At 46.8% G+C, this 23154-nt stretch carries 15 protein-coding genes; 8 read left to right on the top strand and 7 right to left on the bottom strand.

Annotated elements, in window-relative coordinates; genetic code table 11:
* Position 1: 1 nt before the first annotated feature.
* Genes H8S64_RS17605 through H8S64_RS17615 form a run of 3 tightly spaced genes read right to left on the bottom strand, consistent with a single transcriptional unit; the run spans position 2 to position 4223 of the window.
* Positions 2-2152, bottom strand: coding sequence for an Mfa1 family fimbria major subunit (locus H8S64_RS17605; protein ID WP_186977805.1), 2151 nt, complete (start codon positions 2150-2152; stop codon positions 2-4).
* A gap of 43 nt (positions 2153-2195) precedes the next feature.
* Positions 2196-3629 carry a DUF3868 domain-containing protein gene (locus H8S64_RS17610; RefSeq protein WP_186977807.1) on the bottom strand — a complete coding sequence of 478 codons (1434 nt, stop codon included), beginning with the start codon at positions 3627-3629 and terminating at the stop codon, positions 2196-2198.
* A gap of 12 nt (positions 3630-3641) precedes the next feature.
* Positions 3642-4223 carry a DUF3575 domain-containing protein gene (locus H8S64_RS17615; RefSeq protein WP_186977808.1) on the bottom strand — a complete coding sequence of 194 codons (582 nt, stop codon included), beginning with the start codon at positions 4221-4223 and terminating at the stop codon, positions 3642-3644.
* A gap of 867 nt (positions 4224-5090) precedes the next feature.
* Here H8S64_RS17615 and H8S64_RS17620 point away from each other — a divergent pair.
* Positions 5091-5507 (top strand): single-stranded DNA-binding protein, encoded by a 417-nt coding sequence (locus H8S64_RS17620; protein WP_186977809.1) that lies wholly within the window; start codon positions 5091-5093, stop codon positions 5505-5507.
* A gap of 50 nt (positions 5508-5557) precedes the next feature.
* Entirely contained in the window at positions 5558-6853 is a 1296-nt protein-coding gene (gene gldE / locus H8S64_RS17625) for a gliding motility-associated protein GldE (protein ID WP_186977810.1), read from the top strand.
* A 97-nt stretch (positions 6854-6950) separates the two neighbouring features.
* Here gldE and H8S64_RS17630 read toward each other — a convergent pair whose 3' ends face one another.
* The gene (locus H8S64_RS17630; protein WP_186977811.1) at positions 6951-8537 is read right to left on the bottom strand and encodes an alkaline phosphatase family protein; all 1587 of its coding nucleotides are present in this window, start codon (positions 8535-8537) and stop codon (positions 6951-6953) included.
* 134 nt (positions 8538-8671) lie between these two features.
* Here H8S64_RS17630 and H8S64_RS17635 point away from each other — a divergent pair, with 134 nt between their 5' ends.
* Positions 8672-9295 (top strand): hypothetical protein, encoded by a 624-nt coding sequence (locus H8S64_RS17635; RefSeq protein WP_099290145.1) that lies wholly within the window; start codon positions 8672-8674, stop codon positions 9293-9295.
* 11 nt (positions 9296-9306) lie between these two features.
* A complete protein-coding gene (locus H8S64_RS17640; RefSeq protein WP_186977812.1) occupies positions 9307-9783 on the top strand; it encodes an Lrp/AsnC family transcriptional regulator in 477 nt (158 codons plus the stop codon).
* Between the two features lie 30 nt (positions 9784-9813).
* Here the strand turns inward: H8S64_RS17640 and H8S64_RS17645 are convergent, their stop codons facing one another.
* Together H8S64_RS17645 and H8S64_RS17650 are read right to left on the bottom strand one after the other, a co-directional pair.
* Positions 9814-10722, bottom strand: coding sequence for a diacylglycerol/lipid kinase family protein (locus H8S64_RS17645; protein ID WP_186977813.1), 909 nt, complete (start codon positions 10720-10722; stop codon positions 9814-9816).
* 91 nt (positions 10723-10813) lie between these two features.
* The gene (locus H8S64_RS17650) at positions 10814-12136 is read right to left on the bottom strand and encodes a UDP-glucose dehydrogenase family protein (protein WP_186977814.1); all 1323 of its coding nucleotides are present in this window, start codon (positions 12134-12136) and stop codon (positions 10814-10816) included.
* Positions 12137-12260: 124 nt separating this feature from the next.
* Here H8S64_RS17650 and H8S64_RS17655 point away from each other — a divergent pair, with 124 nt between their 5' ends.
* The 4 genes from H8S64_RS17655 (at position 12261) to H8S64_RS17670 (ending at position 22172) form a co-directional block, all read left to right on the top strand.
* Positions 12261-17732, top strand: a complete 5472-nt coding sequence (locus tag H8S64_RS17655; RefSeq protein WP_186977815.1) for an alpha-2-macroglobulin family protein — start codon at positions 12261-12263, stop codon at positions 17730-17732.
* 283 nt (positions 17733-18015) lie between these two features.
* On the top strand, positions 18016-18378 hold the full coding sequence (locus tag H8S64_RS17660) for a DUF8478 family putative metalloprotein (RefSeq protein ID WP_186977817.1): 363 nt from the start codon (positions 18016-18018) through the stop codon (positions 18376-18378).
* A gap of 164 nt (positions 18379-18542) precedes the next feature.
* Positions 18543-20849: a TonB-dependent receptor gene (locus H8S64_RS17665; RefSeq protein ID WP_186977819.1), complete on the top strand. Its 2307-nt coding sequence runs from the start codon at positions 18543-18545 to the stop codon at positions 20847-20849.
* A 192-nt stretch (positions 20850-21041) separates the two neighbouring features.
* Positions 21042-22172 carry an AAA family ATPase gene (locus H8S64_RS17670; RefSeq protein WP_186977821.1) on the top strand — a complete coding sequence of 377 codons (1131 nt, stop codon included), beginning with the start codon at positions 21042-21044 and terminating at the stop codon, positions 22170-22172.
* A 64-nt stretch (positions 22173-22236) separates the two neighbouring features.
* Here the strand turns inward: H8S64_RS17670 and H8S64_RS17675 are convergent, their stop codons facing one another.
* The gene (locus H8S64_RS17675) at positions 22237-23100 is read right to left on the bottom strand and encodes a NigD1/NigD2 family lipoprotein (RefSeq protein WP_186977823.1); all 864 of its coding nucleotides are present in this window, start codon (positions 23098-23100) and stop codon (positions 22237-22239) included.
* Positions 23101-23154 lie beyond the last annotated feature (54 nt).

Consider the following 23154-nt stretch of genomic DNA (forward strand, 5'->3'; position numbering starts at 1 on the left):
CTTAGAATTCAATATTATTCACGCGAACTACCCAAGGCAACACCTCGATAGAGAGTTTAAAATAGATCTTACCTTCTTCGTCCGGTTTATCAGGATCTTCCGGGTCAGGATCATTCTCCGAGATGCGAGGATGCCCCAGCCGACTAATATCAGTAACAGCCAATTTATACACGTTATTGCGTACTACACCAAATTCCATGGCCCCCATGGTGGTTGCATTATTGTTATCGTTATGACGATTCCAATAGTAGTAATAACAATAGTACCCCTTAGCTATTACCTGCCCCTTTGCATCCACTTCCTTGCTAGACTGGTAAATAGTAAACTCAACACCCTCGCTAGTTGCAATTCTTTTGAATTCCTCACGAGCGTCTTTATCTTTATCTTCCTCTGAAAGCCCAGAATCATCTACATTCTCAGCATCCTGCCATTTTGCCCACCAGAAATCGGGACTATTCACGTCAGTACTATAAACAGGTGCTGCGCCTTCGGCTGCCGCTTTCGGCTGCTTATCCTCCTCCTCACTAACCGTGCCGAATACAGCATTATAGAACGCCGGATATGACTCTTTATTATCGATGGCAACAGCACGTACTTCTTTCCAAGTTAGATACAAATTACCACTATGAGCGTATAAAATCGGGTCTTCATTAGGATTCCCAGTAAGTACATCGCCTGCATTATTTATAGTGTTATACAATTCCCCATATTTTTCGGAACCTCTTAATGCATCCGGGACAACCATTTTACCTTTAAACACAATACCCGTAGAGATACCATGTTTTTGATTGGCAACATCAGTCGGAATGGTATTCTCTGTTACATAACGCCAGATTTTATAGCCTATTTTATCAGTAGCATTCCAACCGTCATCGGTATCATCTAAACCGTCAAGCACATCTGAAATTTCTGATGTGTACCATTGCCCGCGTGCATTCTCATTAATAGTCCACATATTAGTAAGTGTAGTATCACCCAAACAGAAATTGAAATGGCTAGCATATACTTTTCCTTTCTTTTCCAAAGTTCCAGTTTTAAAGGTCGGATCAGTATCTACCACGTAATTGGAAAGCGTTTCAACTCCGCAATAAGCGAAGTTATTAGTATTAGTTTCAGGGAAACCGGGTACTTTATCCGAACCGTCATTTGACACGCGACGAAGATAATAGAACTCCTTACTCATATTTACCAAAGCCATTTTCGTTAATTCTATTTGAATAAGAGTTTTATCCTCATTATTATCTTTATATGTCACCACATCATAGGTACAGGGCGATGTTGAGGCTAAAGGACTTCCGTCTTTGAAATCGAAACGAGCCACGGCACGTTCCACATCGATGGATCCTACCTCAATATTATTTGTTTTACCATTATCAATCTCGGAGCTACTTCCCAGATAATTAGGTCCGGTTAGATCGAATGCTTTTTCTGCCGTATTATGGTTATCCCATCCGGACAACGTTTTGGGTATTTCCTTTTCGATATCATTCGATTTGGCGGTAGCCATCAAAAAGCCTTGCTTGTGGTCTGAACCACCCCAAACAGCACCCCCATCTTGTTCAGTCGTAGTAGGAAATACACCTTTGTCACTCTCTATAACTTTTCCCGTTTCATCAATCCACTCTGCACCACTGCTCAAGCCCTTAAGTTTAGTCTGTAACCGTAGTGTGGGATTACAGAACACGTACACGTTAATTTTCTCTTTGCCGGACTTTAATGTACCATTTCCATCACCATTATCAGTATTAGTATAATACTGTGACAATTTCGATTTTTCAATAGATTGAACCGTCTTGATTTTGCCGTCACTCGGAGTAGCAAATCCGTTTTGTGTACCGCAAGCGATGAATTTATTCGTCCCTTTTTCAGCCAGTACCAGCAGAACGGTATTCACGACATTTTCATGATCCTTACCGATTTCAGTACCGCTTGTACTCGTCCCATAGTCACCATTAGTACCAGTATTGGTAATACTTCTCCCCCCCATTCCTCCTGCCACGGGCAATTGCACCGTCACGTTCATGTAAACGGCGTCTTTTGGGCCATTCTGATCCCCCTCTGGGTCGTCGCCTGTCAGGGCATCATGACTGCAACCAACAAACGCCAAAGCAAGTGCAGTTGCAAAAAACTGAAATAATTTTCTTTTTTTCATAATATGGTTATTTAAAATTTATTTGATTATTCTTCGTATTTAATTATTCAGTGAATCTTCTTTCCTTCAATTCTTTCAAGGTAGCGGCAGCCTTCTCGAGTCCCATTTCCCGGGCTTTTTCCAGGAATGTCACCGCTCTCTTGTAATCCTTCTCGCGTATGGCGAGAGCACCCCTCGCGTAGACGGCTTCCGCCGAATCGCCCGCCTTCTCGAGATAACGGTGGGCTGCCTCGTGGTCACCGTGGCGCATGGCGGCATTCGCGGCGTTCAGGTTGGCAACCGCGTCGTCCGGGAACATCCGCACCGCCGTTTCAAACACGTCGGTAAACTCCGGCGAACCCGGTTCGTACATCCTCGCCACGAGGTAGAACTCGTTCAGGCTCAAGTTCTGTGGTCGTTCCGCCAATATACGTTTGATCTCTTCCACATCGCTGTAGCGGCGTATATTGTAATCAATGCGGTAATCCGTGTGACGCAATGCCGGGTAACAATACTGCAACAGGAAACGATATTCTTCCGGGTAGGTGCGTTTGATTTTTGCCTCCTTCGCATCCGGCTCCATGTCACTGTCAATCATCCCTAGAATCTCCGCGCGATGATTGATATTGGAATTCTCCACGTACCGCCGCAATCCTTCCCAATCCTCCGGCTCGTGTTCCGTGATTATAATGTCATCGGCAAAATCATACAATTTCCGAATATGCTCCTTGAGCGACCGGGTACGCCCTATCGCCAAGTCCCGGTTGTGCGCGTACGGACTTTCGGGCGAAGCGTACCCCTTGAGCCACACCGACACGATGGTCACATCCTTGTCCCCCCGCACCGAATCGATGCTTGCCTCGATCTTACCCAACTCCTCCGTGTTGCGACGGTAGTCGGGGTAAATCTCCGTTTTGTCTACCGGGAAGTCGATAAATGCCGAACCCGACAGCGAACGGCTTTTCATCATTTCGGCTTCCGGGCGCACGAACACCAGTTCCGGGAAGAAGGCCTCGTCGTGCCTTCCCAGCGGACCGTCGTATTCCGCCACGATCTCATGGCAACATCCCCAGTCGCCACGATGCAGCTTGAGCGTCGCCCCGTCCATCCACTCCTCGTACAGGACGGAGCGGTTGTAATCAATACCATCCGGCTTCCCGGATGCCCGAAACACCATTTCACTCTCACCCGAAATCATGCTCACGCCATTTCTCACGTAATAATAATACCGCCTGCGCCCGTAAATTCCCACCGATGGCAGGTCGAGCGAATCCGTCCCGTTGACCAAACGAGGCGTGAGCAACACGGCACGATTCGATTCCACCTCGAGTCCAGTCAAGTCCATCTCCATCTCCACCGAGAGGTATTTGCCGTTCCGTTCCATCTTGAAACGGCTAACGGAAACACCAGGCGTGATATTTTTCACCTCCTGCGCCACAGCCCCCGGCAAACATCCCAACCCCAGCAGGGTTGCCACTATGAATATCATCCTTTTCATCTTTATCGCACTTTAAAACAAGTAAACTAAATTGATCGCCACTTTAGTGGGACCCACGTAATGATGCGACTTATCCCTCGCTATTTTCTCCCCGCACACGGCGCACGGGAACTTGTCATAGCGAGTGTAGGAATAGCCGAAACCAAACTCTGCTTCCAGGTTCCAATGCCGCCCCAGTATCCAGGCATAACCATAAGCTACCCCCAACCCGGCAAACCAACCTTGATAGCGAACTCCCTGCAACTTCCGCGCATCGGTGCCCAAGAAATGAAGGCGCCCATTGAATCCTCCCATGTTATACTGCCCACCGTGCATGTGAGCTCCAAGAAAATGACCGGCGAAACGGTCGCAGAACCAGTACCGCACCTCGGGCTGCAAGAGCCAGTGCCTCCATCTCCTGTCATGTGACAATGTCCAGGCATTGAATTGCCCCGTGACGTCAACAGTCCAACGCGGTGCCACCCCCACCTCCACACCTAGGTTGGGAGAGAAGATAACATCCGAAACCAGATTGGTCTTAACCGCCACCTTCTGAGCCTTGACGCCCGAGAACAGCGCCAGCAGGACCACCGTGATAATTAATTTAAGTTTCATGTCCATTATCTGTTACAATACATTTGTTTTATCATTCCCTTCACAAGGGACTCACACCTGTTTCCCGCACGAGAAGTAGCCACATGTAAACGATATAGTGGAGTATTTTCTTCTCCTCGCTCATGGCAAAACTGTTACAATAAACATATCTCATATCCAAAAAAGATCGTTTATTAACATGGCAAAAAGGAGTACTCGTAAGTATTTACTAAAAAAACTAAATATCTAGTTGCGAGGAACAAAAATTATTATTTGAAAGATTTGCGATAAATAAAAATGCTGTATCTTTGTAACGCAATAAACGATCGTTTATTGTGATATAAATATACAGTATTTTTATTTACCGCAAATCCTCCTCGTGCATTTTTTTATTTCTCAGAATTAAGCGATTACAATTTTATGGATAGAATACTTAAGATAATTTTCGTTCATATCAATAAACGATCAATAAATAAAATTATAAAACCGGAAAATCGCCAACATCTTCCCCTATTCCCGAAACTTATTAAGCACAAAAAACTATCCAAGGGCAGGTGACACGCACCGGACCTACCGGCAATGGAATATCGCAGGACTGAATCTCGTGTATTACCCGAGCCTCACCCGAACCGTTTCCCTACCCACACTTAGCCTTTCCCCACCTCCATAAACACAGTAGAATTAAATCATAAACACACCATCAACGGTGATTTACGTTCATGCTACGTCCATGCTTCGAAGATGCTACGTCCATGGTGGCGAGCATCGGTAATGCAAGCATTAACAAAGGGGTAAGCAAGACACAAGAGATAATTTACAAAATATATTTTTGTTTCTCCGAAAATATTCCGTAATTTGTGACGAATTTTAACCCATACTTATTGATATATGGTAAACAAAGTCATTCTAATCGGAAATGTCGGGGGAGATCCCGAAGTAAGATACCTCGACGGAGGTGTAGCCGTGGCTCGTTTCAGCCTTGCCACATCGGAGGTGTACAATAACAAAAACGGGGAACGCGTGACGCAAACCGAATGGCACAATATCGTTCTTTGGCGTAGACTTGCCCAAACCGCGGAACAATACGTGAAAAAAGGCATGATGCTGTACGTGGAGGGACGCATCAGAACCCGTTCATGGGACGACCAGAACGGCGTGAAGCGTTACACGACGGAAATCTACGGTGACAACTTCCAGATGTTATCCCGCAAGCAAGACGGCAACGACCGTTCGCAAGACACCCCCATGCCACCGGCACCGGATTTGAGCGCGGGAAGTGACGATAGTGACGATCTACCGTTTTAATTTTTACGCCTATTCTTTCGGCGATTTAAGTTTAACCAATTATTCTAATTTTGGACGCAGATTATATTCCCCTCGCGGGACAGGTTTTCACGGGTGCCTTCACCCTTATTGATTTAGTTTTTTGCATCTTATTATTGTTCTTATTATTGTGCTCTGCGCTGGTTTCCGGATCGGAAGTGGCGTTCTTTTCGCTCTCCCCCTCGCAATTAAAATATCTGGAAGACAAGGGCTACCACAAAGCACTCAAATTGCACGAGAAAGCGGACAGACTGCTCGCAACGATATTAATATCCAACAATTTCGTCAACGTGGCTATCGTGGTGATTTCCACCTATCTGGTCAATTCCTTATTTGACTTCTCGGCATACCCGGTACTTGGTTTCGTCATTCAAGTCATCGTGGTCACTTTTGTGATTTTGCTGGTCGGGGAAATCATCCCGAAACTATACGCCAACCGTTCGCACCTCAACATGGTCATTTTCATGGCAGGCCCGCTGACATTCCTGTCCCACGTGTTCCGTCCCCTATCCACCTTGTTGATAGGTTCGACCTCGATTATCCGGAAACGCATGGATAAAAAAGACGGAATCTCTATTGACCAGCTTTCCAAGGCTCTCGAGTTAACACAAGATACTTCAATCAACGAGGAAAAGGACATTCTCGAGGGAATTGTCCGTTTCGGCAATATTGACGCGATAGATATCATCTGTCCCCGCATCAACGTGATTGCCATCGACTCGCAATCCACGTACAGGCAAGTGAAAGAAATCATATCGGAACACGGCTACTCCCGTATGCCTGTTTACGAGGAAAATCTGGATAATATCATCGGTATCCTCTACGTCAAAGATTTATTGCAACATTTGGATGAAACCGACGAGTTCAAATGGCAGACGTTGATACGTCCGGCATACTTCGTGCCCGAAACCAAAAAAATCAACGACTTGCTGGAAGAATTTCAAGTAAAGAAAGTCCATCTGGCTATCGTCGTGGATGAATACGGCGGTACTTCCGGTATTGTCACCATGGAAGACATCATCGAAGAGATTGTCGGCGATATCAACGACGAGTACGACGAGCAAGAGATTGCCTATACCCGGGACAAAAACGGGGCTTACGTGTTCGAGGCTTCCACCCTCTTGAACGACTTCTACAAAATCACGGATATTGATGAAGACACGTTCCGGGAAGTGGAAGGCGATGCGGACACGCTCGCCGGATTGATACTTGAATTGAAAGGCGAATTACCTCAAAAAAATGAAATAATCACTTACAAGGAACATCAATTCAAAGTCCTTGAGGTTGACAACCGCCGCATCAAGAAGATACAATATTCTAGTTTATAAGGTTCATAAAGTTTATAAAGTTCATAAGGTAACCAAGCACTAGCGGGGACTAAGAATTTTATGAACCTTATAGCTTTACAAACTTTATAAACTTCCTTCACTGCATCGGTTTCCCGTGCGCCGTGTACGGGGTACGTATACCCAATATTTTACATAGCGTGGGTAAAAGATCGGACATCATGGCATCCTCTTTTATCCCCGGTTTCACGCCCGCCCCGTACAGGTATAGCGGCACGATAGAACGTTTGCTGTGACGGAAATAAGTATCCTCCATTTCCTTCAACTCGGAAACCCACGTCGGGTGAATACAGAAAAGCACGTCACCGCTACGTTTGTGCGAGAAAGAATTTTGCACCAACCGGTTCATACCATCGGGGAAAGAGGTATGAATCAATGAATAAGCGGTCATCACTTTCGCCACGCCCTCGAACTCGATCATGAAATCGGCCACCTTGTCCTGTACCTCCTTCACTTCCAGCTTTCGTTCTTCTATCAGCCCCCGGTTCAAGTAAATTTGTCCCTGATCGTAATCGGCTATCCAATCACCGGGACCGTATATTAATGCCAGATAAGACTTCAGTAACGCCACCGCCCGGAAAATACTGAAATAATCGGAATTGACTTTTATCTTCCGCAAATCCTCCGGCATCAATTCCCGCGTTTCCGAGAAAGTCATGAATACCGTGTAGTTCCCTTTCCCGACCTTGGCATCCAACTTTCTCAACAGTTCGGCAACATCCATATCCAAACGGATCAGCATATCTTTCTCTTCCTCCGAATCAATGGCAAAATCACGATACATGTAATCCAGACAGGAGAAATTCACCGCCAGAAGATCAGGATCGTTATCCTCCCCCAAACGTTCCGCGTCAATCAACTTTTCCGCCAAGACTCGCACAAGAGTATTCCCGTAAGGGGTAGCCTTCAATACCCGGTAAGTATTGTATTCCCTTTTCGCCCGGGCTATATCGTAATAGAAATGATTGCGCAACCGGATACGTGCCGCCGATTTATCCTCATCGGAAAGCATCATCCATCCTTTGTTCACGAAATGATCGCTCTCCACCCACGTGTTGTAAGCCCTTAACCAATCGGGTAACACCGGTTGATAATAAGTAGACGATACCCACTTCCCGGTCTTCTCGCTAAACCAGATAGCCATATCCGCGCTAGACCCGCCGCTCAACACGGCTTCATCGCCATTCATGGCCACACTGTACACCCGGGACATCGGATTATTCATCTTCATCGCGCTTCCCAGACTCATCGTCTGCAAATAATCCGGTGCCAGACTTTTGATACTATCCGCTTGCTGCTCACCGATTTCCGTATAACGATCTGAATTTGTTGCAAATTGCCGTTTCCGACGCAAACGATCATGCCACGCTCTCGACACGATACCGTGTTCCGCGGGAAGCATCCCCGTGTATATCGAAGCATGGTCCACCCCCGTCTGCGTGTACATGTAATTGTAATTGGCATTCACCCGCAAGCCCTGTTGTACCAATCGTTTCAACCCGTTTTCGGACAACTTGTCACCGTACATATCCAACCATTCCGGGTAAAAATGACTTACCACGATTCCCACGACCAATTTCGGTTTATTTCCCTCGGCAAACACGTTTTGTACGGCTAGAAACGCTAAACCGAGCAATATCAATTTTCTCACGACTAATATTCTCATAACATTCAGAAGTTTCAGATTCTCAGTATTCGTGCAAAAATAATCAGAATATGATAATTTACAACCTAAAATTCTTTCAATTCTTAATTGTTTCGTATCTTTACGCCAAGAAACTATAAACAACCACATCCATTATGACTGAGAAGAAGTGTCTATTAACTGACAAATTGAGGAATTACGTTTATCGTCACGGAACGGAACTCTCGGACGATAAACTAAAAGAAATGGGAACTTCCCTGGAAGAGATCAACGAGAACTTCTCGGGAATGGAGGATATAGCTAACAGCATTTTCGAACAGGAACGCGTAGCGTTCGAGAAGATATTTGAAGAATACGATTTTGACGGTTGGAACGCGATAGATATTTTATTACTGGTAGGAAATGAAATTCACGATCGTTTCTTTAACGTGTCGCCATCCGTTTCGTTCAAGTTGGCCGAAACATTCCCGGGTATTTTTGAAAGCCATAAACAACGGCGTTCCGATTTTATTTACGAGAAGATAAAAATAAATATAGAGAAGGGGATGCAACAGGGAATGTACAAAGATGATGTATCCAGCGAAATGGTCGCTCGCATGTATATCGCCAAACTCAACGACATTCACAACCGGGAGATATATCCCCCGGAAGTATTTGACTTCGGAACGATTTTCAATAACCTGATCGATGGCGTGATTCGCACGATCACGAACGAGGAGGGGTGGCAATATTACAAGCAAAGGAAACAGCTGTACAGCGTGTTGAGTTTTAACAGGTAAAATAAAAAAACATGAGCGTAAAATATCAAATAGACGATATAGATCGGAAAATCTTGTCCCACTTGGTGAAGAATGCAAGAGTCCCTTTCCTCGAGATAGCGCGGGAGTGCGGTATATCCGGGGCAGCGATACACCAGCGGGTGAAAAAAATGGAAGACGCGGGGATTATTGAAGGCTCACGTTTTATAGTGAAACCCGATGCCCTCGGGTTTGGCGTGTGCGCTTTCATCGGGGTAGTCCTCGATCACGCCCACACGTACAAAACCGTCGTGAAAGAAATAGAAAGTATCCCGGAAGTCATGGAATGCCACTTCATCACGGGAGGATTCACCTTCCTGTTGAAATTAAGATGCAATGACCACCAGCACCTGATGGATATTTTAATCAACACACTTCAAAACATCCCGGGCATAGCCAAAACGGAAACTTTCATTTCATTGGATGAATTGATCGACCGGCAAATCATGTTAACCGCGAGCGAACAATAGTTCGCCTGCGGCGAGTTGCAGGCAACTCAATCAAACCTTTCCGCCATCCTTTTTATGGGACAATTTCGGGGCGATTACTTTCAACACTCCCGGGTGGACTTTCACGGTAACGGGTGGTACCAACGTGTAAGGATCACCGTCAATATGGGCTTTTGCCAAATCCCCTTCGATAAACGCCTCCGTGCATTGAATCTCGCTGAAATAAGGCAAGCGGGCAATCTTTGAATTCATGAAACAGTACAGGAAACGGGGAATCTGGTAATACTTGGGACGCTTCAATATACATATATCCACCAACCCGTCACGCAAGGAAGCCTTCGGGGCGATAGAAGCGTTATTGCCGTACTGCGAACTATTCGCCACGCTCAACACGAAGCACTCCTCCTCCCACGTCTTGCCGTTCACGTGAAAACGATAACGTTTACCGGGATAGCGGAACCACATCCGCACGATTGAATAAATATACGAGAATATTCCCCTTATTTTCATGGTACTGAAGAAATGAGCCACCTCGGCATCAAACCCGAAGCCGCTCACGTTCAGAGAATAGAGCCCGTTAATCTCTACCACGTCTATATTCGTCGTTTCGCTCTTCAATATCTGTTTCAGCGCTTTTGTCATCATCTGGGAGAAACCCAAGTGGCGGGCAAACCCGTTACCGCTTCCAAGGGAAATTACCCCGAAAGCGATACCCGTCCCCATGAGTGCCGTACCGATCTCGTTCACCGTTCCGTCACCGCCTGCCGCCACGATATGCGTGTAATTCTGACTTTTCGCCTGCTCCACGATCTCTTTCGCGTGCCCGGCATACTCCGTGAATCGAATATTATACTCGATATGCTTGTAGGCGGCAATATGCCGGATACGGTATGGAATCTCCCACCCCAAGCCAAATCCCGAAATCGGGTTCACGATAAACAATATTCGATATTTATCCATCTTTTCAATTTATGATTTAAGATTTATGATTTAAGATTTAAGACACGAACAACTAGCACGCAATCATAAACCCAAAATCATAAATCGTAAATTACTTCGTTTTTCTTCCAATCCCGTAATACTCGTACCCAAATTCCTGCATTTGTTCCGGGTTGTAGATGTTTCTTCCGTCAAAGATAATCTTGTGTTTCAAGGCTTTCTCGATAAAGGTAAACTTCGGTATCTTGAATTCCGCCCATTCCGTCACGACAATCAAGGCGTCGGCACCCTCCAAGGCATCGTACATATTATCTGCATACTCTATCCGGTTGCCAATCCGCCGCTTGCACTCTTCGACCGCGACAGGATCGAAGGCCCGTACCACGGCACCCGCTTCCAGCAATTTCTCTATCAACACCAGCGAGGGGGCTTCCCGCATATCATCCGTTCCGGGTTTAAAAGCGAGTCCCCACATGGCGAAACGCCTTCCCTTCAGCTCTTTTCCGAAACGCGAGGTTATCTTCCGGAACAACACGCTCTTCTGGTTCTCGTTCACACGTTCCACGGCCTTCAATAATTCAAGACTATGCCCGTGGTCGTCACCCGTGCGAATCAACGCCTTCACGTCTTTCGGGAAACAAGAACCGCCGTAACCGCAACCGGCATTCAGGAATTTCTTCCCGATACGGGTATCGCTACCGATTCCTTTCTTCACGGCCTCCACGTCCGCACCCACGATTTCGCACAGGTTAGCGATATCATTCATAAAAGAAATACGGGTTGCCAACATCGAATTGGCTGCATATTTCGTCATCTCCGCCGACAGGATATCCATAAAAAGAATAGGCGTATTGTTCAATATGAAGGCGTGATACAAACGCTCCATAACGTGTTTGGCTCTATCGCTTTCCACCCCTATCACTACCCTGTCCGGGGAAATGAAGTCATTCACGGCGTCCCCCTCTTTCAGGAACTCGGGATTGGAAGCCACATCAAACGGGATATCCGCCCCCCGTTTCTCCAGAGCCGCCTTAATCGTGGCTTTCACTTTATAATTCGTTCCGACAGGCACAGTAGATTTAGTCACCACCACGATATAATCGTTGATAATCTCCCCTACCTCCCGGGCAACATCCAACACGTAATGCAAATCGGCACTCCCGTCCTCGTCGGGCGGCGTACCCACGGCAATAAACACGGCATCCGCATCCTTCAACCCCTCCCGTAATGAAGTGGTAAAAAAAAGACGCCCGTCTTCCCGGTTCCGGATTACTAACTCCGCCAGTCCCGGCTCGTATATCGGCATACCCCCGTCGTTCAATAAATCAATTTTCGTACTATTCACATCGACGCAAGTAACAGTCACTCCTGTTTCTGCCAAACATGTCCCGGACACAAGTCCCACGTAACCGGTTCCAACAACAGCTATTCTCATATATTTTTTCCTTTATTTGCCTTGTTTTACTTGTTCGCAAAAATATGAATTAAAAATGAACAACACCGCTTTTTTTGTGCTATATTTGTAAATACAATACATAAGATTCAAATATTTGGTAAACATGAAAAAGGTTATTTTTCTCATTTCTATTTTGCTCCTGACAATCAATTTCTTCTCGTGTAAAGAGAAAACGAAGGAACAAAGTAAACTGGAGTACAGCAAATACATTTCAGGCTTCACGCAAGGAATGATAAAATCCACCGACCCTATCTACATCCGGTTGGAAGGAAAAACGATGAAAACAGGCGACGACGTTCTCGTGCAACCGGAAAAATTAATGAAAATCAGCCCGAAAGTGGAGGGAAGTGTCACTATCCGGGACGGTAATACCATAGAATTTACCCCGACGACTCCGATGAAGAACGGGCAGACCTACGAGATTTCGCTGGCATTGGACAAAATATGCAACGTGCCGTCCGACCTGTCGACTTTCCGCTTCAACGTGAAAGTGCTGCCCCTCGTTTACGCTTTCCAAGAAGGCAGCCTCAGTGTCGATCCCAAGGACAACGACAAGTTCTCGTATCGAGCCTCCGTCACCAACTCGGACGCCGTTACCCCCAACGAGGTGGAGCAACTCGTGAAAGCAAAAATCAACGGGCAAAACCAGACACTCGAATGGGAACACACCCCTTATATTCATTATTTCACGATAGCCGGCATCACCCGCGCGAACGACAGCCAATCCCTTGAATTGAGTTTCGACAAAAAAATAAAGAACGGTAACGACCTAATCGTTGAAATACCCGGCAATAAAGTCTTCTCCGTGCTGGAAGTAAAAGCGAGCGAAGAAAATTCCCGCACGATTGACATCACGATGTCCGACAACGTGGACATCAGTCAGGACTTTCAAGGGCTAATCACGATCGACGGGGTCGGCACCTTGAACTTCAACACGCGAGGCAATATCATTCGGGTATATTCCAACGAACGGGACAAGATGCAAGGCGTGGTTCAAGTTAATATATTCAAGGGAATCAAAAATACCACGGGCGAAAAACTCCAATCGGATGCCACTTTCAACGTGAGTTTCCAGTCAGCCAAGCCCGCCGTGACGTTCATCGGCGAAGGCACTTTCACCCCGGCAGAAGGCAACGTGCTTATTCCTTTCTCCGCGGTCGCCTTGAAAGCCGTGCAATTACGGGTAATAAAAGTATTCAACCAGAATATGAACTTCTATCTTCAGGAAGGAAATTACAACTACAGCAGTGACTACCAGCTACGCCGCGTGGGACGCATCATTCTCGACAAGAAAATCTCGCTGGAGAAACCGGGAGTACCACAAGACAACAACAAGTGGCAGGACTATACAATCAATCTGGCAGACCATATCCAACTGGAAAAAGGCGTGATTTACCGGGTACAACTCCGATTCCAAAAGTCGTACACTACCCTCGATTGCGCCAAGGAAGCCCAAGACGCTATCTCTGAAGAAAACTGGGATGAAACGTCTTCCGCGTATGACTATTATGACGATGACGACTATTATTACAGCTATCCCTCCGATTACTCGTGGGAAGAGCGGGACAATCCCTGTTCCAATTCCTACTATTACGTGAGTGACCGGTTCCCGAAAAAGAATCTCATCGTAACATCTCTGGGTGTCATTGCCAAAGCGGGTTCCGACGGCAAATACGTGGTTGCCGTGAATGACTTGCTCACGGCGGCACCCGTGGAAAATTGCAGGATATTCTTTTATAACTTCCAGAACCAAAAAATAGACTCTACCGTCACCAATTCGGCAGGAATAGCGACATTGCGGGTTCCCGGCAAACCTTTCGTTATCGTGGCGACCAAGGGCAATGATAAAACCTACTTGAAAGTCAACGACGCCTCGTCCCTCTCGCTCAGTAATTTCGACGTGAGCGGTGAAGTCGTGCAGCAAGGACTCAAGGGCTTCATCTATGGCGAACGGGGCGTATGGCGTCCGGGAAATGACATTCATCTCTCTTTCATGCTGGAAGACAAGGAGAACGTGATTCCCGTCGGACATCCCATTATAGCGGAACTCTATGACCCGAACGGTAACGTGACTCAAACCCGCAAAGCGGGACGCGATGAACACGGTTTGTATTGTTTCACGTTCAGCACCGACGAGCAGGCCGTGACCGGATACTGGCAGGCTGTTGTACGTGTCGGGGGTGTTTCTTTCAGAAAAACCGTCCGTATCGAGAGCATCAAACCGAATCGTTTGAATATCATCGCCAACTTGCCGGGCAACGTGCTCGGGGAAGGCGTGACGAAAAACACGATACCCGTTCAAACCCGATGGATGCACGGGGCGAAAACCAGTAACTTGAAAGTTATCACCGAACTACGGCTCTCGAAAGGCAATACCACCTTCCCCGGGTACAACGGGTATAACTTCGACGACCGTTCCCGTTATTTCAACACGACAACCGAAACATTCTTCGACGGCACGACGGACTCTGACGGAAACTTTAACCTGTCGGCAAACAACATCACCTCGGAGAACGCACCCGGTATGCTCAACGCCCTGCTCACGACGCGGGTGTTCGAACCGGGCGGAGACTTCAGTATCGTCACTTCCGGGTTCAAATACTCCCCCTACAAGGAATACGTGGGTATCAAACTACCGGAATCGGACGATAATTGGTACAAGGCGGGCAAACCGATGACTATCAGCGGTGCCGTACTTACCCCCGAGGGCAAACCTGTCAACAACAGAGATATCGAGGTGGAAGTCTACACCTTGGAATGGCGTTGGTGGTGGGATTCGGAGAATGACTATATCGGTTCATACGTCAACCGCTCATACCGTCGCCCCGTGTTCAACAAAACGGTCAAGAGCCAGAACGGCAAATTCAACGTGGACGTGACCTGCGACCAGTGGGGACGTTACTACGTGATCGCACGGGATAAAGAATCCGGTCATTCCACCGGTTCCACGTTCTACATCAGTTCTTGGCGCAACGACATGAATATCCCCGGCATGGCAACCCTGCTCACGCTCACCAGCGACAAGAAATCCTACCGTGCCGGAGAAAAAATCAAGATTACATTCCCCTCCTCGGCAGGTAGCGTGGCTCTCGTGAGCGTCGAGAACGGAAAGACCGTGAAAGACATTTTCCGGGTTCCGACAACTGAAGGGACGACTTCTTTCGAGATTCCCGCCACGAGCGAGATGTGCCCCAATATCTATGTCAACGTGTCACTCATACAACCTCATAAAAACCGGAACAACGATAAACCGATACGCCTGTACGGGGTTTTGAATATTGACATCGACGACCCGGAATTACGACTCACTCCCAAAATCGACATGCCGGAAGAGCTCCGCCCGTCACAGAATTTCACCGTCACGGTAAGTGAAAACGACGGCAAACCGATGACCTACTCTATCGCTATTGTCGATGAAGGACTGTTAGCCATTACCTCGTTCAAAACGCCGAACCCCTTCCCCGCTTTCTACGCCCGGGAAGCCCTCGGCGTGAAAACATGGGACTTCTACGACGACGTGGTAGGAGCCTTTGGCGGACGCTTGGAGAAAGCCTTTGCCGTCGGTGGTGACGAAGCCCTCGACCCGGAAGAAACCCGCAAGAGCGACCGTTTTACCCCCGTGGTGATATTCAAAGGTCCTTTCACCATCAAGAAAGGAGAGAAGAAAACCCATTCATTCAACATGCCCGAGTATATCGGCGAAGTCCGTACCATGGTCGTTGCCGAAGATAACGGTCGCTACGGTTCGGCATCCCGTAACACGAAAGTCAACAAACCGCTGATGCTCAACGTCACCATGCCCCGTTTGTTCACACCGGGCGACATCATCGAAATTCCGGTCACGGTATTTGCCATGAAAGACAATATCAAAGATGTCACCGTGAACCTCAAGACGGACGACAAGATAGAAGTTATCGCCCCGGCAAGCCAAGAAATCAAATTCTCCGGCACGGGTGAACAGATCGTGTTCTTGAAAGCGAAGATTAAAGAAAATACCGGTAAATCCACGCTTACCTTCACCGCTCAAAGCGGATCGGAGAAAGCTCATTTCAGTTGTGATGTAGACATCCGAATCCCGAACCCGAGAATTACCCGCGTGGATGCCCGCGAAGTGGCAAGCGGCGAGTCAATCACCTTCAACAACACGATGGAAGGACTGGAACCGACCTCGTTCCTTGAAATCACTTCTATCCCGCCCCTTAATCTGGAGGAACGCATCCAATACCTGATCCGTTACCCGCACGGGTGTGGCGAGCAAATCACTTCTGCCGTATTCCCGCAACTGATGCTTGACAGGCTGATGGATCTCAGCGAAGCACAAAAAGTAACCGTGGAACTGCACGTGAAAGACGTTATCAATCGCTTGAGGAACTACCAGTTAAGCAACGGGGGATTCAGCTACTGGACGAACTCCAACTATGTATCCGACTGGGTATCCACCTATATCACCGACTTCCTGACGCAGGCAGAGAAACTCGGTTACCGCATCCCGGCATCCATGAAGGCTTCGGCTCTTGATTACCTGTCGAAACAAGCGAATAGCTGGCGCCGGGACGATTATTATTCCGAGTTGGAACAATCCTACCGTCTTTACGTGCTGGCATTGGCGGGTAAACCCAACATGGCGGCCATGAACCGGATGAAAGAGGATAATTACAACAACCCGATTGCCCGTTGGCAACTGGCGGGAGCCTACGCCCTCGGCAAACACGACAAAATTGCCCAATCGCTGGTAGCCAACCTTCCGGCAGAAGCCAAACTCTATCGCCAACTGGGCAGGTGTTACGGCTCCGATCTACGGGATAACGCAATTATCATGCAAAGTATGGTAGACATGAACATGAAAGACGACGCCTACAAACTGTTGCAGAAAATGGCTCGTAAATTTGCTTCCAACGAATGGCTGAGCACGCAGGAAAGTGCCTTCGGACTTTGCGCTATCGGCAACTACGCGGGACGCTACTTCAAGGACGGCAACGGCATTGACGTGCAAATCGGAAAAGAGAACTTCAAAACCACGAAGACCGTACTGCAAAAAGAATTGGCAGTCAAAGATAACCGTTCAGAAGTAACCTTGAAAAATAACACTTCCGGCACACTCCACGTGCGCACGATCAATAGCTCAACCCCATTGGGTGTGATCACCGAAAGCGAAATGTCCGGGCTGAAAATGACCGTCAACTACTATCGTAACGGCGTGCTCAACAACCGGACGGATTATCGCCAAGGCGAAGACATCGTGGCTGAAATCACGATACAAAACACAGGAAACATCGGGTTATACGAGGAACTGGCACTTACTTTCATGTTCCCCTCCGGCTTCGAATTTCTGAACGAACGCCTTACCACGAACGAGAACCCGTTCAAGGGAGCCGACAATGCGGACATCCGCGACGATCGGGTGTATCTCTACTTCTCGCTCCAGCAAGGCGATTCGAAAACCTTCAAGCTACGCTTTAACGCGGCTTACCCCGGTAATTACCTGCTTCCGGCAGTCACTTGCGCGGCGATGTACGATAACTCCATCACAGCAACCCTACCGGGTAACAAAATCACGATCACCCGGGGAGAATAACTCTCTCCCCGGCGCATACGAGGGCGTGTTTTGACACGCCCTCTCGTTCATAAAGTCGAAAAGTCCATAAAGTCAAACACACAATTACACTGAATATCAGCATAATATTAAATCATAAACTTTATAGATCTTAGGAGCCGAAGGCTCGACTTTATGAACTTTATAGACTGGAGGTGTGTCAAAACACACCTCCATATACCCGTTAATTTAATATATTTTTAAGACAGAGATTCATGTTTATTATTTAGAAATAATCTACATTTGCAAAGCAAAGTAAAAAGGTATGCGTAGTAAAAACGTAAATAAATTCATTCACTTATTCTTGTTAGCTCTATTTTTGAGCTATTACGGGAGTATCACGTTTTTCTCGCACTATCATGTGGTCAACGGGGTAACAATCGTACACTCGCACTTCTTCTGCGGTCATACCGATTCGGACGGCGGTGCAAATCACACCCACTCGGCAAAAGAGCTTACCTTAATCGCCCATTTGAGCAATTTCATCACACTGGTCAGCGTTGCCCTTGTCGTTAGTGTTCCTCACTTGATCCACAAAATACATTACTATATTCATAATCAGGAGGAAGAACCTGATAAACAAACATTCACCTTAAGCCCCCTTCGGGCTCCCCCCTTTACAGTGTAAATAGTTTATTCTGCCGAAACAACAGTTCCGGTAAGAATCTCGTGTAATAAAGCAATACCCCTGCTATTTCACGAGGCTTTCACCTATTAATGATATTTCTATTTTGAAACAAGACGCGAGGTCGTGTCAATACCATACGGACACGCTCGTGAAAAATATTGGTTATGAAAAACTTACTTACACTTATTATATTCCTTCTTCTCGGTCTTTTCTGTCGTGCAGACGAGAAAGGAAGCGTCAAAAAAACGACAGACGCGAATGTCAACGGACACATTATCCATAAAGAAACGGGCGAACACCTGCCGTTCCTCACGATATTACTGAAAGGTACGAACATCGGAACCGCTACCGACGAGAGCGGACACTATTTCATGAAAAACCTCCCCTTGGGAAAATACACCCTGCGCGTGCAAGGAGTAGGCTATAAAACCGTAGAAAAAGAAATCGAGATCGTGAAAGGCAAAACGCAAGAGATCAATTTCGTCATCGAGGATGACGTCGTGATGCTTGAAGGAGCCGTGGTCACCGCCAACCGGAACGAAACCGACCGCCGGGAAGCCCCCGTTATCGTCAATGTCCTGTCACCCAAAATATTCGAAAACACCAACTCGGTATGCCTGTCGCAAGGATTGAATTTCCAACCGGGACTACGAGTGGAAAACAACTGCCAGAACTGCGGTTTCCAACAAGTACGTATCAACGGGCTGGACGGGCCTTACTCTCAAATACTGATTGACAGTCGTCCCATGTGCAGTTCCCTTGCCGGAGTTTACGGTCTGGAACAAATCCCCGCTAACATGATCGACCGGGTAGAAGTTCTTCGGGGTGGCGGCTCGGCATTGTTCGGAGCCAACGCTATCGCCGGGACAATCAACATCATCACCAAAGAACCGTTACACAACTATTTTCAAGTAGGACATACCCTCTCCGCTATCGACGGCGAGAGTTTCGACAACGTGACCTCTTTCAACGGGGCTATCGTCAACGAGCAACGGAATGCCGGAATCCACCTGTTCGGGATGGTGCGCGACCGCCAGCCTTATGACCATGACGGTGACGGGTTCTCCGAGCTAGGGGAGATCAACAGTACCACGCTGGGCTTCCGTACCTATTACAAGCCCACGCATTTCAGCAAGTTATCCATGGAGTACCACCATATCAAAGAATTTCGCCGGGGAGGTGACAACCTTCACCGTCCCCCTCACGAGGCTGACGTGGCAGAGCAAGCAGACCACAACATACACGGCGGCGGGCTGAACTACACCCTTTCATCCAAGGATTACAAACACCGTTTTAACGCCTACACCTCGTTACAAAACATCGCACGGGAATCCTATTACGGTGCCGGTCGCGACACGAACGCCTACGGGCAGACTAAGGACTTTACCGTCGTGGGCGGAGCACAATATTCCTATGACTTCGACAAATTCCTGTTCATGCCCTCCATGTTGACCGCCGGGGTTGAATTCTCGCACAATAAACTGAATGACAAAATGCTCGGCTACAACCGGGAAATCAATCAGGAAGTAAACGTATATAGCGTCTACCTGCAAAATGAATGGAAAACGGCACGTTTCAGCTTCTTGCTGGGCGGGCGTCTGGATAAAAACAGTCATGTAGACGATCCCATATTCAGCCCCCGGTTGAATATCCGCTACAACCCTATCACCGATCTCAGTTTCCGGGCAAGTTACTCGGAAGGATTCCGGGCTCCACAGACCTACGACGAAGACCTGCACGTGGCAGCCGTGGGCGGAGAAGTAACTCTTATTCAAGTCGCGGAAGACCTGAAAACAGAAAAATCACGCAGTTACAGCGCGTCCGTTGATTACTACACCACGCTGGGAGCCGTGCAAATCAATCTGCTCGTGGAAGGCTTCTACACCCGCTTGAAAAATCCTTTCGTGCTGGAAGAGGTCGACACCGGTGATGAAGAAAATAAAATACTGGAACGCCGCAACGGTTCGGATGCCAAAGTAAAAGGAATCAACATAGAGGGAAGAATTGCCCCGCATAAATCCACTCAACTACAATTCGGCGCGACTTTCCAAAGCAGTAAATACGCCGCTCCCGTGGCATGGAGCAATGACCCCGATGTTGCCCCCTGCCGGAAGCTGCTCCGCTCCCCGGATCAATACGGGTATGTCACGCTGAACTTACTCCCGTTCAAGAACTTCTCCACCGCCCTATCGGGAACCTACACGGGTCCCATGTACGTGGGACACTTCGCCGGGTACATCGAGAAAGACGTGCTGAAGAAAACCAAGTCCTTCTTCGACGGTACCGTAAAACTGGCTTATGACATCAAAATCGGTAGCGGCTACACGGTACAAATCAACGGTGGCGTGCAAAACGTGTTCAACAGCTACCAGAATGACTTCGACAAAGGTGAGTTCCGTGATTCCGGTTACATCTACGGTCCCGGTCTTCCGAGAACCTATTTTGCTGGAATCAAATTCGGTATATTCTAACAAGAAACATCAAGATTACCTTCCTTAAATATCCCGTGGAGTCCGTTCTGAACTCCGCGGGATTCTCATTTTATACCAAAAGGTATAATACCGTTTAGTAGAAAATATTTTATACCAAAAGGTATAAAATATTTTTACCAATAATTGGAAATATCTCGAATAAATCATACATTTGTTGAAAACAAAGAAGATATGGATTCACCTTTTCAATACGGGAAATTAGCCATGGGCGCAACCTTCGTGAATAGAGTTCACGAAAAACAAATACTCAAAAATAACTTGTACTCGGGTATTAACACGATGTTGATTTCTCCTCGTCGTTGGGGCAAATCATCACTCGTCAAAGAAGCCATGCATGAACTCATGGCAGAGCGCCACGATGTAAAAGTATGCTTTTTAGACGTATTCACGATAAGAAGCGAGGCGGAATTTTACCAGACTTTCGCACAAGCTGTAATTAAAGCCACCAGTAATAATTGGGAAACTTGGATTACCCATACGAAAGAATTCTTGAAAGCTCTTTCTCCCCAAATTACCATCGGGACAGATCCGATGACCGATTTTTCAATAGGTTTTGAAATTCATCAAATTAAAGAAAATGAACATGAACTTTTGAATTTACCGGAGAAAATTGCCGTTGCAAAAGGAATGAAAATTATTGTTTGCATAGACGAATTTCAAAATCTGGCAGGATTAAAAGACTATGAACATTTGGAAGGCAAAATGCGTAGCACATGGCAGCACCACCAGCATGTCAGCTATTGCCTTTACGGGAGTAAACGCCACATGATGATAGAGATATTTAACTCATCCTCAAAACCTTTTTACAGGTTCGGACAAATCATGTTTCTGGCAAAAATAGACAAGCAGGAATGGGTGTCATTTATCGTCAGCGCCTTCAAACACACGGGCAAAAACATCACGGAAGAACTTGCGGGAATTATCGTGGAGAAAGTAAGTTCTCACTCGTGGTATGTACAACAATTATCTCATTTTGTCTGGAGCATTACAAAAGAAACGGTAACACTTGAAATCATAGACAAAGCTTTCCAACAAATCGTAGATACCAATCTTCCCCTATACGTTGCAGAATGCGAAGCCTTATCTATTTCACAGCTCAATATCCTGATCGCTATCGCAAATAATGAACAAACGCTTACAGGGGCAAAGGTTATGACTAAATACAAACTGGGAACGCCACAGAACGTGACAAAAAATAAAGTGATACTGCAACAAAAAGATATTCTGGATAATACACCTCAAGGCTTTCTCTTTCTTGATCCTGTTTTCGAATATTGGTTCAAGAAGGAATACATTAAATAAAAAAGACTGACCGTCCGGTCAGTCTTCATTTCCCTTAGAGTTTTATTACTTGAATCAAATGTCTTTAATTAACTTCTCCGACTACATCTTCGCTGCTCACCAGTTTGCGTTCGTTATTACTCTGGTTCAGTCCGCTGTCTGCTTCTTCCTCATTACTGCCGGAAAGCGTGTAAGTTCCGCTATCTTCACGGGTAACAGTTTCGATTGAACCATTCTTGTATTCTGTCCAAAGCAATTTAACAGGTACGGATTGTTTTCCTTCCGGCACGATAGAAGTCAGGTCGAAAGATACCATTCCGCGACTCCACACGTGATTTGCACGATCCCCGTCCTTAGGAGCTTCCCCGTAAGCATTATGGCGTAAAGTCACGTATACCGTGTCATTCGCCACCACATCATCTTCTACCAGATTGATAAAATGCTTGGTTGAAGAACCGGATTTCACGGGTATTCTGAACTCCACGTTCAGATACTTGCCACCGAACCATGCTTCGGACACGTTAATCGGATCGTTACCGATACTATCCTGTCGCACTTCCTCGTTTTCCTTGATGAAAGAAAGTTTCACCGGGTCCTTTGTCAACACGTCGGTAATACGATACAAACGAATATAATAATTCATTCTACCTTCCAACCCGGTTTCATCTCTCTCGCTTCCCAGAATCGAGTAGTTGGCGAATACCCGCAATCCTTCCTCGGCATCCGAAAAATTTATCCCGTATCCCTCGGTCACGATCAAACGACTGCCGTCATCCCGACGGATAGCATACTTGGAACGAGTACCGTTATCTATCTTCTCGAGGTTACCGTAACTGATCCACGAACTTCCACCTCCCACGTAATAATACTCGTCATCGTCATCACACGCCGCAAATACGGCAATAAATAATGACAACATTAATACAATTTTCCATGTTCTCTTTTTCATAGCTGTTTTTTTAACGTTTATATACTAGATGTCAACAAAGCTCATCCGTTGCGT

Source organism: Butyricimonas hominis, assembly GCF_014287455.1.
In the GTDB taxonomy this organism is placed as follows: Bacteria; Bacteroidota; Bacteroidia; order Bacteroidales; family Marinifilaceae; genus Butyricimonas; species Butyricimonas muris.